A 14,599-nucleotide genomic window follows, 5' to 3' on the forward strand; every position below is an offset into this window, starting at 1 on the left:
TTGGATTTCAAAAGGGGCAGGTGGCCTTGGGCGGCTGCCCCGGCGGGAGGAGACACCATGAAGAGACGGCTTTATCTCGGCCTGGCCCTTGCGGCGCTTGTCGCGGGCACGGCGCAGGCGCAGACCATGCCGACGCCGGGCGAGGGGCCCTTTGACTGGGACGGCTACGACGCCTTTGCCGAGGCCAGCGATTTTTCGGGCGAAAGCGTCACCATCCTTGGCCCCTGGCTGGCCGGAGAGGCCGAGGCCTTCAATATTCTGGTGGGTCTGTTCAACGAGGCGACGGGGGCGAACGCCACCTATGTCGGGTCGGATTCGATGGAGCAGCAGATCGTCATCGACGCCGAGGCCGGATCGCCGCCCAACATCGCCGTCTTCCCGCAGCCGGGGCTGGCCGCCAATATGGCCGCAGGTGGCTTTTTGACACCGCTGGGCGAAGAGACCGCAGGCTGGGTGACGGACAACTACGCCGCGGGCCAGTCCTGGGTCGATCTGGGCACCGCCGCCGGGCCCGACGGCACGGACGCGCTTTACGGCTTCTTCTTCAACGTCAACGTGAAATCGCTGGTCTGGTACGTGCCCGAGACCTTCGAGGACTTCGGCTACGAGGTGCCCCAGACCATGGAAGAGCTGAAGGCCCTGACCGAGCAGATGGTCGCGGACGGCGAGACACCGTGGTGCATCGGGCTGGGGTCGGGCGGCGCGACCGGCTGGCCCGCGACCGACTGGGTCGAGGATCTGATGCTGCGCACCCAGCCGCCCGAGACCTATGACGCATGGGTCGGCAACGAGCTGCCCTTCGACTCGCCCGAGGTGGTGGGGGCCATCGAGGAATTCGGATGGTTCGCGCTGAACGACGATTACGTGGCGGGTGGTGCCGGGTCGGTGGCGGCGACGGATTTCCGCGACTCGCCCAAGGGCCTCTTCGAGGCGCCGCCGCAATGCATGATGCACCGTCAGGCCTCGTTCATCCCGGCCTATTTCCCCGAAGGCACAGAGGTCGGTCTGGACGCGGATTTCTTCTATTTCCCGGCCTACGAGGGCAAGGACCTGGGCCAGCCGGTGCTGGGCGCGGGCACGCTGATGGGCGTCACCAAGGACAGCGCGGCCACGCAGGCCTTCCTGCGGTTCCTGCAGACGCCCTTCGCGCATGAGGTGATGATGGCGCAGCCCGGCTTTCTGACGCCGCTGACCGCAGCCAACCCCGAGGCCTATATCGACGACACCCAGCGCGCCCTTGGCGAGGTGCTGACCAACGCGACCACCTTCCGCTTCGACGGCTCTGACCTGATGCCCGGCGGCGTGGGCGCGGGCACCTTCTGGACAGGCATGGTGGAATATGTCGGCGGCAAGTCGGCACAGGACGTGGCGGGCGAGATCCAGCAAAGCTGGGACGCGCTGAAGTAAGGCGGCGGGCGGGGGCCGGACCGGTCCCCGCCACCCGACACCGGGGGAGGAAAGGCCATGCATCCGGCGCTGCTTGGGTTGTTGACCATCGTGATCGGCGTCGGCGCCTGTCTCGGCTATTTCTACTTCTCGAACATGCTGCTGGACCGGGTATTGTTCCCGGCGAAGGGGCCGAAATCCGGGCGCAATATCAACCGCGCCAACATGATCCGGCCCTGGCTGTTCCTGTTTCCGGCGCTCTTTGCGCTGACGCTTTACCTTGCCTACCCGGTCTTCGAGACCCTGCGCCTGTCCTTCACCAGCCGCGCGCAGGGCGGGGCCTTCGTCGGCTTCGACAACTACAGCCGCATGATGGCCGAGCCGAAGTTCTGGGAGGCGATGCGCAACAACATGCTGTGGCTGGTGGTGGTGCCCGCCGCCTCGACCGCCCTCGGCCTGCTGGCGGCGCAGCTGACCGACCGGATCAAATGGGGCAATATCGCCAAGTCGCTGATCTTCATGCCCATGGCGATCTCTTTCGTCGGCGCGGCGGTGATCTGGAAACTGGTCTACGACGCCCGCCCGGAAGGGTCCGAGCAGATCGGGGTGCTGAACGCGGTCTATGTCTGGCTGTCGGGCGAGGGGCCGGTGCAATGGCTGACGATCCCGTTCTGGAACAACTTCTTCCTGATGATCGTGCTGATCTGGATCCAGACCGGCTTTGCCATGGTGATCCTGAGCGCGGCCCTGCGCGGCATCCCCGAGGAAACCGTCGAGGCCGCCATCGTCGATGGCGCCAACCCCTTCCAGATCTTCTTCAGGATCAAGGTGCCGCAGATCATGTCCACGATCATGGTGGTCTGGACGACGATCACGCTGGTCGTGCTGAAGGTCTTCGACATCGTCTTTGCCATGACCAACGGGCAATGGCAGACGCAGGTTCTGGCCAACTACATGTACGACAAGCTGTTTCGCGCAAACGACTGGGGTGTGGGGTCGGCCTCGGCCATCGTGATCATGGTTCTGGTGACACCGATCCTTGTCTGGAACGTGCGCAACGCGCGCCGGGAAATGCGGTAGGGGGCGGAGAGATGGACACGATTGCAGGCACCAAATCCTCGCTGACATGGGCGGTGCATATCTCTGTCGTGCTGCTGGTGGCGCTTTGGCTGTTTCCGACCGTGGGGCTGCTGGTCTCGTCCTTCCGGACTGCCGACCAGATCTCCGGCTCGGGCTGGTGGAAGGCGCTGGTTCCCACCGAGCAGAGCCTGACCCTGCGCACCGCCGCGCCGTCAGAGCAGGTGCAGGAAGGCGCGCTTTTCGTCATCGAGGGCAATCTCTACGCGCAGGAGGGTGTGGCCCCGGCGCCGATCTCGGCATGGGGGACGAATGCGCGCGACGTGGCGGCCTACCGGCCCGGCGATACCGCCGAGATGCGCGGCGGCGAGCGCATCACCGTGATGGAAAACGGCGATTACCGGCTGGAATCGCAGGTCGAGATGGCGGGGCGGCGCGGCGAGCGGGTCTTTGTCACCGCCACCACCCCGCCCGAGTTCACGCTGGACAACTACCGCTACCTGCTGTTCTCGAACAGCGCCGAGGGCATGGGCAAGGCCTTCTTCAACACGCTGACGGTGACGATCCCGGCGACGATCATTCCCATCGTCGTGGCGGCCTTCGCGGCCTATGCGCTGGCCTGGATGGATTTCCCGGGCCGGGCTTTGCTGATCGCCTTCGTGGTCGGCCTGTTGGTGGTGCCCTTGCAACTGGCGCTGATCCCGCTGCTGAAGCTGCACCTGAATATCGGCATCGGGAAGGGCTACCTGGGGGTCTGGCTGGCGCATACGGGCTTTGGCCTGCCATTGGCGGTCTACCTCTTGCGCAACTACATGGTCGGCCTGCCGCGCGACATCATCGAGAACGCCCGCGTGGACGGCGCGACAGAGTTCCAGATCTTCACCAAGATCATCCTGCCGCTGTCGTTTCCGGCGCTGGCGAGCTTTGCCATCTTCCAGTTCCTCTGGACGTGGAACGACCTTCTGGTGGCCAAGGTTTTCCTGATCGACGCCACCGGGCAGACCACGGTGATGACCAACCAGATCGTCGAGCTTCTGGGCACGCGCGGCGGCAACTGGGAGATCCTCGCCACGGCCGCCTTCGTCAGTATCGCGGTGCCGCTGGCGGTCTTCTTCGCCATGCAGCGTTACCTCGTGCGCGGCTTGCTGGCGGGATCGGTGAAGTAATGCAGGGCGACAGGCCCGGCCTGTGGAAAGACGGCGGGACAGGCGCCCGCCGGGAAAGGACAGAGATGAGCAGCAAAAACAAGGACTGGTGGCGCGGCGCGGTGATCTACCAGATCTACCCGCGCAGCTTTCAGGATTCGAACGGCGACGGCATCGGCGACCTCAACGGCATCACGGCGCGGCTGCCGCATGTGGCCTCTCTGGGTGTCGACGCGATCTGGATTTCGCCCTTCTTTACCTCGCCGATGAAGGACTTCGGCTATGACGTCAGCGATTATTGCGACGTCGATCCGATGTTCGGCTCGCTGTCGGATTTCGATGCGCTGGTCGAGATGGCGCATACGCTGGGGCTGAAGGTGATGATCGACCTCGTGCTGTCGCATACCTCGGCGCAGCATCCGTGGTTCATGGAAAGCCGCGCCAGCCGCAGCAACCCGCGCGCCGACTGGTACGTCTGGTCCGACCCGCAGCCCGACGGCACGCCGCCCAACAACTGGCTGTCGATCTTCGGTGGCCCGGCGTGGCAGTGGGATGCGCGGCGCGAGCAGTATTACCTGCACAATTTCCTCGTCGAGCAGCCGGACCTGAATTTCCACTGCCCCGAGGTGCAGGACGCGCTTTTGGACGTCACCCGCTTCTGGCTGGATCGCGGCGTCGACGGCTTCCGGCTGGATACGATCAACTTCTACATCCACGACAAGCAGTTGCGCAGCAATCCCGCGCTGCCGCCCGAGAAGCGCAACGCCAATATCGCGCCCTCGGTGAACCCTTATAACCATCAGGAGCACCTCTATTCCAAGAACCAGCCCGAGAACCTGGAATTTCTCAAGCGGTTCCGCGCGCTTCTGGACGAATACCCCGGCACCACCTGCGTCGGAGAGGTGGGCGACGCGCAGCGCGGGCTCGAGATCATGGGCGAGTACACCTCGGGCAATGACAAGGCGCATATGTGCTACGCCTTCGAATTCCTCGCTAAGGACCAGCTGACCGCCGCCCGCGTGGCGGATGTGATGGGGCAGGTGGATCGGGTCGCCTCGGACGGCTGGGCCTGCTGGGCGTTTTCCAACCATGACGTGCCGCGCCATGTCACGCGCTGGGATCTGACGCCCGCCGCGCAGCGCGCCTATGCCACGCTGATCCTGACCCTGCGTGGCTCCGCCTGCCTGTATCAGGGCGAAGAGCTGGGCCTGCCCGAGGCCGATGTCGCCTTCGAGGACCTACAGGACCCCTATGGCATAGAGTTCTGGCCCGAGTTCAAGGGCCGCGACGGCTGCCGCACGCCGATGGTCTGGGAGCAGTCGAACCAGAACGGCGGCTTCACCACCGGCCACCCCTGGTTGCCGGTCAGCCACGAGCATCTGAACCGCGCCGTCGCCGTACAAGAGGAAGAACCGGGCGCGCTGCTGCACCATTACCGCAAGGCGATCCATTTCCGGCACGCGCATCCGGCGCTGATCGGCGGTGGCCACGGCGGCGTCTCGCATACCGGCGAGGTGGTGCATTTCACGCGCATGGGCGGCGGCGAGGAGATCTTTGTCGCGATCAACCTCAGCCCCGAGCCGGCGACCATCGCGATGCCGACGGGGGACTGGCACCAGATCGGGCAGGAGCTGGGCAGCGCGGCACCGGCGCCGGACGGCAAGCTGCATCTCGGGCCGTGGCAGCCCGCGCTGGCGTTGAAGGCGGGTTAACTGCGGTCGAAGGGGGAGGACCTATGGCCAATCTGAAACTGACGGATGTCGAGAAGACCTATGGCGGGACGGTCAACGTCCTGAAGGATATCAACCTCGACATCCGGCAGGGCGAGCTGATCGTCTTCGTCGGGCCGTCTGGCTGCGGGAAGTCGACGCTGTTGCGGATGATCGCGGGGCTGGAAAAGATCACCGGCGGCAGGCTGGAAATCGACGGGCAGGTGGTTAACGACGTGCCGCCCGCGCAGCGCGGCATCGCCATGGTCTTCCAGAGCTACGCGCTGTATCCGCATATGACCGTGCGCGAGAACATGGCCTTTGCGCTGAAGCTGGCGAAGAAGCCGGCGGCAGAGATCGAGGCCTCGGTCGCGCGGGCGGCGAAGATGCTGCAGCTGGAGCCCTACCTCGACCGCCTGCCCAAGGCGCTCTCGGGCGGGCAGCGGCAGCGGGTCGCCATCGGGCGGTCCATCGTGCGCGAGCCCAAGGTCTTCCTCTTCGACGAGCCCTTGTCGAATCTCGACGCGGCGCTGCGGGTGGCGACGCGCATCGAGATCGCGCAACTGAAGGAGCAGATGCCCGACCGCACGATGATCTACGTGACCCACGACCAGGTCGAGGCGATGACGCTGGCCTCGCGCATCGTGGTGCTGGCCGACAAGGGCATCGCGCAGGTCGGTGCGCCGCTGGAGCTTTACGAGAAGCCCAAGAGCGAGTTCGTGGCGCGCTTCATCGGCTCTCCCGCGATGAACCTGCTGCCCGGGAAGGTGACGGCGACCGGCGCGCAGACCACCGTGGCGCTGGAGGGCGGCGGCACGGCGGTCTCGGATTATCCGACGACCGATGCCGACAGGGGGCTGGCGGTGAACGTCGGTATCCGGCCCGAGGACTTCGTGACCGCCGAGCCGGGGCAGGCGGCCTTTACCGGAACGGTGGCCTTCACCGAGGCGCTGGGGGAGGTGACGCTGCTGTACTTCGGGAAGGCTGCGGGGCAGGAGGCGGTGATCGGCAAGCTGCCGGGTATTCACCGCGACATGCGCGGGCGGCAGGTGTCGCTGAGGGCGGCGCCCGGGAAGGTGCATCTGTTCCACGAGGGGCGGTCGCTGCTGTATCGCTGAGAAGGGTGTCGCCTGCCCTGCGGCAGGCGACCGGGGGGCTTTGCCCCCGCGCGCTGCGCGCGCTCCCCCCAGGATATTTTTGGACAGAAGAAGGGCTGGTCGCGCCGATTGTTCGGGCTTTGCCGCGACCGGGGCGGGCCGACCGGTATGGGGTCGGCCCGTTTGGGGTCATTCGATGGTCACGGCCTGTCTGGCGAGGACCTTCTTGTCCTGACCGGTCACGTAGCGGACCTCGTAGTTGCCGGGCAGGTCGGGGAGCTTGACCTGCAGCGGGCTGTCCTCGGAGGTGTATGTATAGGCGGCATACTTGTTGTCCGGGTCGCCCGCGACCGCGACGGAAATGAAGTCGCCCTTGTAGTCCGGGCCCTCCCAGGTCACGCCGAGGCGGCCGCCGCGCGGGGCGGTCGCGGGGGCTTCCACCGTGGCCTCGATCGGGGTCAGGGTGATGGTCTTGCGGGTCAGGGCGACCTTGCCGTCGCTGGCGGCGATGTAGCGGATCTCGTAGTCGCCGGGCTCGATGGGCAGTTGCAGGAGCGCCGGGTTGCCGTTGCGGGTATAGGCGTAGAAGTCGTAGCCCTCGTTTTCGGCCTTGCTGACGGAGATGTAGTCGGGTTCGTAGCCGGGGCCCTCCCAGCCGACCAGGATCGGGGCGCCGGCGCGGGCGGTCTCGGCCACGTCCAGCGCGGCGGAAACCGCGCCGACCTCGACCGTGCGCGAGGCCAGAACCGTGCGGTCCTGCCGCATCACGTAGCGCAGTTCATAGGTGCCGGGCGCGGCGGGCATGGTGACCGAGGCCGGGCTGCCGTTGCGGGTATAGGCATAGGCCTCGTAGCCGTTGTCTCCGGGTTTCGCGACCGAGATGTAGTCGCCGTCGTAGTTCGGGCCGTCCCAGGTCACCGGCAGGGCCGCGCCTGCGGCGGCGGTCTCTGCCGCGTCCAGCGTCACGGCGACCTCTGTCACCTCGACGATGCGGCTGGCCAGCACCGTGCGGTCCTGCCGCATGACGTATCGCACCTCGTAGGTGCCCGGCTTGGGCGGCATGACCAGCTGCGCCGGAGAGCCGTCGCGGGTATAGGCGTAGTTGATGTAGCCGCCTTCCTCGAGCGGGGCGACGGAGATGTAGTCGCCGTCGTAGTTCGGGCCTTCCCATGTCACGGGGATCGTGGCGCCGACCGGGGCGGTTTCGGCGACCTCGATCGAGGCGGGCGCGGGCGTGACCGTCACCGCCTGCGTCGCCAGCACCGTGCGCCCGTCGCGCATGATGTAGCGGATCTGGTAATCGCCGGCCTCGGGCGGCATGACCAGCTGCGCGGGCGTGCCGTCGCGGGTGTAGGCGTAGTTGATGTATCCAGTGTCATCCAGCGGGCTGACGTCGATGTAATCGCCATCCGTGTTCGGGCCGGTCCAGTCGACCGGGATGGTGGCGCCGGCCAGGGCCTCTGCCGGGCCGCTGACGGTGGCATCGGGCAGCAGCGAGGGCAGCACCAGCGTCACGGTCTGCTCGGCGCTCGATACGTCGAAGGTGGCCTCTGCGGTGGATTCGTCCAGCGGGCGCATCACCGAGACGCTGTAGCGGCCATCGGTCAGCGCCTTGGTCAGGGTTGCGCCCGGCTCGAACTCGGCCAGCATCTCTTCGCCGCGCTGGATGTCCCACATCAGCGTGTCGGTGCTTTGCGGGCCGTTCTCGCCCTCGATGGCGACGAAGGTCACCGTGTAGGAGGGCGCCGCCTGCGTGACCTCTTCGAGCGCGGAGCCCAGTTCCGTGGCATTGCCAGCCGAGAGGAACTGCCCGCCGGTCTCGTCGGCAAGGCACTGCATCTGGCGCCGCGCCTCGGGGTCGGTGACGTCGAAGCCCACGACATGCACGGTCAGGTTGATGCCCGCCTGTTCCAGCGCCCGGGCGGCGGCACAGGGGTCGGGGTTGCAGGTCTCGATCCCGTCCGAGACGAGGATCACGGTGGCCGCCTCCTCGGTGTATTTCAGCGCCTCGGCGGCCTGCACCACGGCGTCGGTCATCGGCGTCTTGCCGCGCGGCTGAATCGCGTTCACCGCCGCCGCGATCTGCGCCCGAGAGCTGTCGCCGGGCTGCACCAGCGTCTCGATGTCGCTGCAGTCGCCGCGCGTGCGGTGGCCATAGGCGGTCAGGCCGATGCGCTGGCTTTCGGGCAGGGTGTTCAGCAGGTCGCCGACCACGCCCTGCGCGATCTCGATCTTGGTCACGCCCTCGATCTGGCCCCACATCGACCCCGAGGCATCAAGCACGAGGATCGAATTGGCATAGTCCTGCCCGGACGCGGCAAAGGGCAGCGCGGTCAGCGCCGCCGCATAAATCAGGCGAGCCTGCATGGTGAAATCTCCCGGTCGGTTCACGTGCGGGCACAGTGGCGCAGCGCCGCCTGTCCGGGCAAGGACGGAATTCCTGACCGTCCTTTTGGCATCGCGCAAGTGTTCCTGTTGCGTTCTTCTTTTCCGATTGGCGCCGCGAGTCATTTCAACTATGTCTTAACCACTGCCGAGACCGGGGAACGAGCGATGCCAGAACTCAAGCATATCGAGGTGCGCGGCGCGCGCGAGCACAACCTCAAGAATATCGACGTGGATATTCCGCGGGATGAGCTTGTGGTGATCACCGGGCTTTCGGGCTCGGGCAAGTCCAGCCTTGCCTTCGACACGATCTATGCCGAGGGGCAGCGCCGCTATGTCGAGTCGCTGTCGGCCTATGCGCGGCAGTTCCTGGACATGATGGAAAAGCCCGATGTGGATCACATCAGCGGCCTGTCGCCGGCGATTTCCATCGAGCAGAAGACGACCTCGAAGAACCCGCGGTCTACCGTCGGCACGGTGACCGAGATCTACGACTACATGCGGCTGTTGTTCGCCCGGGTCGGCACGCCCTATTCGCCCGCCACCGGCCTGCCCATCGAGGCGCAGCAGGTGCAGGACATGGTCGACCGGGTCATGGGCATGGAAGAGGGCACCCGCGGCTATCTTCTGGCGCCGATCGTCCGCGACCGGAAGGGCGAATACCGCAAGGAATTCATAGAGCTGCGCAAGCAGGGCTTTCAGCGGGTGAAGGTGGACGGCAGCTTCTACGAGCTGGACGAGCCGCCGGCGCTGGACAAGAAGTTCCGCCATGACATCGACGTGGTGGTCGACCGGATCGTGGTGCGCGAGGGGATGGAGACCCGGCTGGCGGACAGCTTCCGCACGGCGCTGGACCTTGCCAATGGCATTGCCATCCTCGAAACGGCGCCAAAGGAGGGTGAGCCCGAGCGCATCACCTTCTCCGAGAACTTTGCCTGTCCGGTCAGCGGTTTCACCATCCCCGAGATCGAGCCGCGGCTGTTTTCCTTCAACGCGCCCTTCGGTGCCTGCCCCGAGTGCGACGGTCTGGGGGTAGAGCTGTTCTTCGACGAACGGCTGGTGGTGCCGGACCAGACGCTGAAGATCAAGGACGGCGCGCTGGCGCCCTGGCGCAAGGGCAAGTCGCCGTATTTCCTGCAGACCATCGACGCCATCGCGAAACACTACGATTTCGACAAGAACGCGCGGTGGAAGGATCTTCCGGCGCATGTGCAGCAGGTGTTTCTGTACGGCTCGGGCGAAGAGGAGATTGCCTTCCGCTACGACGAGGGCGGGCGCATCTACAATGTCACCCGCGTCTTCGAGGGCGTCATTCCGAACATGGAGCGGCGCTATCGCGAGACGGATTCGTCCTGGATTCGCGAGGAATTCGAGCGGTATCAGAACAATCGTCCCTGCGGCGCCTGCGGTGGCTATCGCCTGCGGGAAGAGGCCCTGGCGGTGCGGATCGGGTCGCGGGATGACTTGAAGCACGTTGGGCAAGTCGTTGAAATGTCGATCAAGCAGGCCTTCGACTGGTGCCAGACGGTGCCCGCCAACCTGACCAACCAGAAGAACGAGATCGCCCGCGCCATTCTCAAGGAAATCCGCGAGCGGCTGGGGTTCCTGAACAACGTGGGGCTGGAGTATCTGACGCTGTCGCGCAATGCGGGCACGCTGTCGGGGGGCGAGAGCCAGCGCATCCGGCTGGCCAGCCAGATCGGGTCCGGCCTGACCGGGGTGCTGTATGTGCTGGACGAGCCCTCTATCGGGCTGCACCAGCGCGACAATACGCGGCTTCTGGATACGCTGAAAAACCTGCGCGATCAGGGCAATACGGTGATCGTGGTCGAACATGACGAGGAAGCGATCCGCGAGGCGGATTACGTCTTCGATATCGGGCCGGGTGCCGGGGTGCATGGCGGGCAGGTGGTGGCCCATGGCACGCCCGAGACGATCACCAACGACCCGGCCAGCCTGACCGGGCAGTATCTGGCGGGCACGCGCGAGATCGCGGTGCCGACGGAACGGCGCAAGGGCAACAAGAAGAAATTGAAGGTCGTGAAGGCCACCGGCAACAACCTCAAGGAGGTCACGGCAGAGTTCCCGCTGGGCAAGTTCGTCTGCGTGACCGGGGTGTCCGGTGGCGGCAAGTCGACTCTGACCATCGAAACGCTGTTCAAGACCGCCTCGATGGCGCTGAACGGTGCCCGCCAGACGCCCGCACCCTGCGAGACCATCAAGGGGCTGGAGCATCTGGACAAGGTCATCGACATCGATCAGCGCCCCATCGGGCGGACTCCGCGTTCGAATCCAGCGACTTACACCGGGGCCTTCACGCCGATCCGCGACTGGTTCGCCGGTCTGCCAGAGGCCAAGGCGCGCGGCTACAAGCCCGGTCGCTTCTCGTTCAACGTCAAGGGCGGGCGCTGCGAGGCCTGTCAGGGCGACGGCGTGATCAAGATCGAGATGCACTTCCTGCCCGACGTCTACGTCACCTGCGAGACCTGCAAGGGCGCGCGCTACAATCGCGAGACCTTGGAAATTCGCTTCAAGGGCAAGAGTATAGCCGACGTTCTTGATATGACGGTGGAGGATGCGCAAGAGTTCTTCAAGGCGGTGCCCTCGATCCGCGACAAGATGGATGCGCTGATGCGCGTGGGGCTTGGCTATATCAAGGTCGGGCAGCAGGCGACGACGCTGTCGGGTGGCGAAGCGCAGCGGGTGAAGCTGTCGAAGGAACTGGCGAAGCGATCCACCGGCCGGACCCTTTACATCCTCGACGAGCCGACCACCGGGCTGCACTTCGAAGACGTGCGCAAGCTGTTGGAAGTGCTGCATGAACTGGTGGAGCAGGGCAATTCCGTCGTGGTGATCGAGCACAACCTCGACGTCATCAAGACCGCCGACTGGCTGATCGACATCGGCCCCGAAGGCGGCGACGGCGGCGGAGAGATCGTGGCGACCGGCACACCGGAACAGGTGGCCGAGGTCGAGCGCAGCCACACGGGCCGCTACCTGAAACCGTTGCTGGAAGCCCGGAAGAAGGTCGCGGCAGAGTAAGCCGCGCTCTTTTCGGTGCGGCTGTTGCGGCAGACATGAAAAGGGACCCCGATAGGGGTCCCTTCGTCGTTCGCGGGCTAGAAGAGGCGCGGATCAGAGCACCGCGCGCGCGATCCGGATCAGTTGCAGCATCTCGTACTCGCTGTCGCTGAGGCGCAGGATCTGCCCGTTCACCACGCTGTAGTTCTGCCCATCGGCCAGTTGCGGCAGGCGATACAGGCTCATCAGCTCGCGTTGCGTCAGGGCGGCGGTCGGCGCGACGCGCAACCCGTCGTCCAGCCGCGCGACCTCGGCCAGCTCGTTCAGCAGCAAGAGCGCGGTGTAATCGTCCCGATCAAGCAGGATCGGCAGACCGTCGATCAGCGCGTAGCGCTGCCCCTCGGGCGCGGGCGCAAGCCCGTAGAGATCGGCAATCTCGTCCGAGCGCAACAGAAGCCCGTCGAACCCGGGGATATCGTAGGCATCCAGAAGCGACCTGCGGCGCTCGATCCAGATCTCGTCGTAGCGGTCCGCGTCGTAGCCCAGCCATTCCTCAGAGGTCACGCCCTTGCGCGCGAGACCGGGCGGAACGCAGGGCGGATCCTTCTTGGCCAGACCCGGCGGGCAGTTGGCATAGCCGATCAGCTCGTCGTCGGGCACATCCGCCACCACAAGCTGCGGCGTGGCGAGGGCAAGCGCCGCCAGGCCGAGGATGCGGACCATGTCGCGGCCTTCGGGGGCGGAGGTGCCGACCAGGCGCCTGACCTGCTCCTGCCGTTCGGGCTCGCTCCATTTGGGACCGGCCTTGGCTTTGGCCTTGCCCTGCCCGTTGCCGTTCTCGGTCGCGGCGGGTTTGCCGGGTTTGTCCGGCTTGCCGCCAGCCGCCTGGGGATTGCCGTTTCCGCCAGGCTTGGGCTTCTTGTTTCCGCCGGCATGCTCGGGCTTGCCCTTGGCCTTCTCGGGCTTTCCGCTCCCCTTGACCAAGGGCTTATGGCCGTTTCCCTTCTCGTTCTTCGCGAGCCAGACGGGGTCACTCGCCACGGCGGTGTCGCCCGCATGGGGCTGGAAGAGCGGATTTGCGGACAGGGCAGAGGTCGTCAGCGCAAATGCCACGACGCTTCCCAGAATGATCTTTTCCATGAGCGATGCCTTTCCTTCGGGGGGCAACGCAGGTCGCAAAGTTTGCGTTCCCCCGAAGGGGGCCGAATAGAGAAAAATTGTCCTGCAGCGCGCGGTCCGGCTGCCGGGCGTTATCTATTCTTGCAGGTGTTGATCCCCAGCAGCCGGTAGGGCGGACAAGTGCCCATGGCTGCGGTGGCCAACATCAGCAGGCCCACGATCAGGGCCAGCCATTTCAGTCCGCCCGCGAGCGTGAAGAAGAGGATCATGGCCACGACACCGATCACGGCGCGGATAATGCGGTCTGTCTGGCCCATGTTCTTTGCAAACATCGTAAGATCTCCTGGGTTGGGTACCTCCACGCAGCCTAAACGAATTTTATAATCTGAATATGATGTGAATCAAATCCGCAGGATCGGGGCAGGCGGCGGCGCCCTGCGGTCAGCCGCGATGCGCCTCCGGCCCGGCCTCGATATGGGAGGACGCCAGACCCTCGACCGGATCGGGCTGCGGCATCACCGTTGTATCGTCGACGTCGAAATCCTCTTCGGCCTCGGCGCCGCCAAGAAAATGGCCGACATTGTGCAGGGGCGCGATCTCGTCGCAGAAGATCTTAATGACGATCAGGATCGGCACCGCGACGATCATGCCGATGATCGACCAGATATAGGCAAAGAAGGCCACCACAAGGAAGAGGATCGGCGCATTCAGCCGCATCTGGCGCGACACCAGCGAGGGTGTGATCAGCTGGCCTTCAAGGCCGGTGGCCGCAGCGTAAGAGGCCCCCGCGCCGACGAGAACCCAGAAGGACTCTCCCTGAGAGAAGGCCAGCAGCACGGCGATGCAGGTGCCGACAAGCCCGCCGACATAGGGCACGAAGTTCAGGGCGAAGGCCATGACGCCGATGACCATGTATTGCTCGATCCCCCAGAGGTACATCAGGGTGCCGACACTCAGGCCCAGCCCGGCGTTGATCACCGTGATGGCGCCCAGATACTGGCCCAGCCGCAGTTCGATGGTTTCCACCACCTCCAGCGCGCGGGACTTGTCCTCGACCCGGTCGAGCGACTCGATCATGCGGCGCAGGAAGAAGTCGCCGGAGGCGAGCAGGAAATACAGGAAGATGATCGCGAACAGCACCTGGCTGAGCACCATGGGAGCAAGGAAGAGGATCTGCTTGGAGGCAGAGCCTTCCTCGACGACCTCGACCTTCATCTTGCCGTCGCCGTCCTCGTCGGTATCGATCATCGCGTTCATGGCGTCGGCGGCCTCGGCCACGGCGCGGATCGGGCTGTCGGACAGGCTGCCGATCTCGCGCTGGACGTCGCGCACCAGCCAGGGCAGGCGGCGCAGAAGATCGCTGACCGGCTCGGCAAAATAGATCAGCGCGCCGACCACCAGAAGCAGGATCAGCAGCGTGAACCCCAGGGCGACCAGACCGTTCGGCAGCCCGCGCTGCGACAGCCAGCGGCGCGGGCGGCTGAGCACGAAATAGGCGAGGATCGCCGAGGTCACCGGGATCAGGAAACTGGCGCCGCTGGACAGGCCCTGCACGAAGAGAATGAGAAAGATCCCGACCAGCGGGATCGCGATGGTCTTTGGTGTGTGTGTGGCTGACATCAGCTCCCCCGAGGTTGCCAGCCAACGCGCCGGCACCGCA

The 14,599-nt window shown here is 65.5% G+C and carries 10 protein-coding genes; 6 read left to right on the top strand and 4 right to left on the bottom strand.

The features are described from left to right. The first annotated feature begins 57 nt into the window (after window positions 1-57). From ACN5KJ_RS03285 to ACN5KJ_RS03305, 5 genes are all read left to right on the top strand, one after another. A complete protein-coding gene (locus ACN5KJ_RS03285; RefSeq protein ID WP_418592042.1) occupies window positions 58-1,407 on the top strand; it encodes an ABC transporter substrate-binding protein in 1,350 nt (449 codons plus the stop codon). A 57-nt stretch (window positions 1,408-1,464) separates the two neighbouring features. Beyond that, complete coding sequence (locus ACN5KJ_RS03290) at window positions 1,465-2,466, top strand: carbohydrate ABC transporter permease (RefSeq protein WP_418592043.1); 1,002 nt, start codon at window positions 1,465-1,467, stop codon at window positions 2,464-2,466. Window positions 2,467-2,477: 11 nt separating this feature from the next. Then, a complete protein-coding gene (locus ACN5KJ_RS03295) occupies window positions 2,478-3,629 on the top strand; it encodes a carbohydrate ABC transporter permease (RefSeq protein WP_418592044.1) in 1,152 nt (383 codons plus the stop codon). A gap of 65 nt (window positions 3,630-3,694) precedes the next feature. Continuing rightward, window positions 3,695-5,320 carry an alpha-amylase family glycosyl hydrolase gene (locus tag ACN5KJ_RS03300; RefSeq protein ID WP_418592045.1) on the top strand — a complete coding sequence of 542 codons (1,626 nt, stop codon included), beginning with the start codon at window positions 3,695-3,697 and terminating at the stop codon, window positions 5,318-5,320. Window positions 5,321-5,343: 23 nt separating this feature from the next. Further along, window positions 5,344-6,435, top strand: a complete 1,092-nt coding sequence (locus ACN5KJ_RS03305; RefSeq protein ID WP_418592046.1) for an ABC transporter ATP-binding protein — start codon at window positions 5,344-5,346, stop codon at window positions 6,433-6,435. Window positions 6,436-6,603: 168 nt separating this feature from the next. Here the strand turns inward: ACN5KJ_RS03305 and ACN5KJ_RS03310 are convergent, their stop codons facing one another. Further along, the gene (locus tag ACN5KJ_RS03310; RefSeq protein WP_418592047.1) at window positions 6,604-8,781 is read right to left on the bottom strand and encodes a vWA domain-containing protein; all 2,178 of its coding nucleotides are present in this window, start codon (window positions 8,779-8,781) and stop codon (window positions 6,604-6,606) included. A 186-nt stretch (window positions 8,782-8,967) separates the two neighbouring features. Between ACN5KJ_RS03310 and uvrA the strand changes: the two genes are divergently transcribed. Further along, entirely contained in the window at window positions 8,968-11,841 is a 2,874-nt protein-coding gene (uvrA, locus tag ACN5KJ_RS03315; protein ID WP_418592048.1) for an excinuclease ABC subunit UvrA, read from the top strand. Window positions 11,842-11,934: 93 nt separating this feature from the next. Here uvrA and ACN5KJ_RS03320 read toward each other — a convergent pair whose 3' ends face one another. From ACN5KJ_RS03320 to ACN5KJ_RS03330, 3 genes are all read right to left on the bottom strand, one after another. Next, window positions 11,935-12,960, bottom strand: coding sequence for a hypothetical protein (locus ACN5KJ_RS03320; protein WP_418592049.1), 1,026 nt, complete (start codon window positions 12,958-12,960; stop codon window positions 11,935-11,937). A 110-nt stretch (window positions 12,961-13,070) separates the two neighbouring features. Beyond that, window positions 13,071-13,271 (bottom strand): DUF2892 domain-containing protein, encoded by a 201-nt coding sequence (locus ACN5KJ_RS03325; RefSeq protein WP_418592050.1) that lies wholly within the window; start codon window positions 13,269-13,271, stop codon window positions 13,071-13,073. Window positions 13,272-13,380: 109 nt separating this feature from the next. Next, window positions 13,381-14,559 carry an AI-2E family transporter gene (locus tag ACN5KJ_RS03330; RefSeq protein ID WP_418592051.1) on the bottom strand — a complete coding sequence of 393 codons (1,179 nt, stop codon included), beginning with the start codon at window positions 14,557-14,559 and terminating at the stop codon, window positions 13,381-13,383. Window positions 14,560-14,599 lie beyond the last annotated feature (40 nt).

The organism is Ponticoccus sp. (in: a-proteobacteria), assembly GCF_048381735.1.

What these genes read in the sequence shown, in the direction of transcription:
- ACN5KJ_RS03285 (WP_418592042.1), top strand. Translation starts at nt 58, where the DNA reads ATGAAGAGACGGCTTTATCTCGGCCTGGCCCTTGCGGCGCTTGTCGCG.
- ACN5KJ_RS03290 (WP_418592043.1), top strand. Translation starts at nt 1,465, where the DNA reads ATGCATCCGGCGCTGCTTGGGTTGTTGACCATCGTGATCGGCGTCGGC.
- ACN5KJ_RS03295 (WP_418592044.1), top strand. Translation starts at nt 2,478, where the DNA reads ATGGACACGATTGCAGGCACCAAATCCTCGCTGACATGGGCGGTGCAT.
- ACN5KJ_RS03300 (WP_418592045.1), top strand. Translation starts at nt 3,695, where the DNA reads ATGAGCAGCAAAAACAAGGACTGGTGGCGCGGCGCGGTGATCTACCAG.
- ACN5KJ_RS03305 (WP_418592046.1), top strand. Translation starts at nt 5,344, where the DNA reads ATGGCCAATCTGAAACTGACGGATGTCGAGAAGACCTATGGCGGGACG.
- ACN5KJ_RS03310 (WP_418592047.1), bottom strand. Translation starts at nt 8,781, where the DNA reads ATGCAGGCTCGCCTGATTTATGCGGCGGCGCTGACCGCGCTGCCCTTT.
- uvrA (WP_418592048.1), top strand. Translation starts at nt 8,968, where the DNA reads ATGCCAGAACTCAAGCATATCGAGGTGCGCGGCGCGCGCGAGCACAAC.
- ACN5KJ_RS03320 (WP_418592049.1), bottom strand. Translation starts at nt 12,960, where the DNA reads ATGGAAAAGATCATTCTGGGAAGCGTCGTGGCATTTGCGCTGACGACC.
- ACN5KJ_RS03325 (WP_418592050.1), bottom strand. Translation starts at nt 13,271, where the DNA reads ATGTTTGCAAAGAACATGGGCCAGACAGACCGCATTATCCGCGCCGTG.
- ACN5KJ_RS03330 (WP_418592051.1), bottom strand. Translation starts at nt 14,559, where the DNA reads ATGTCAGCCACACACACACCAAAGACCATCGCGATCCCGCTGGTCGGG.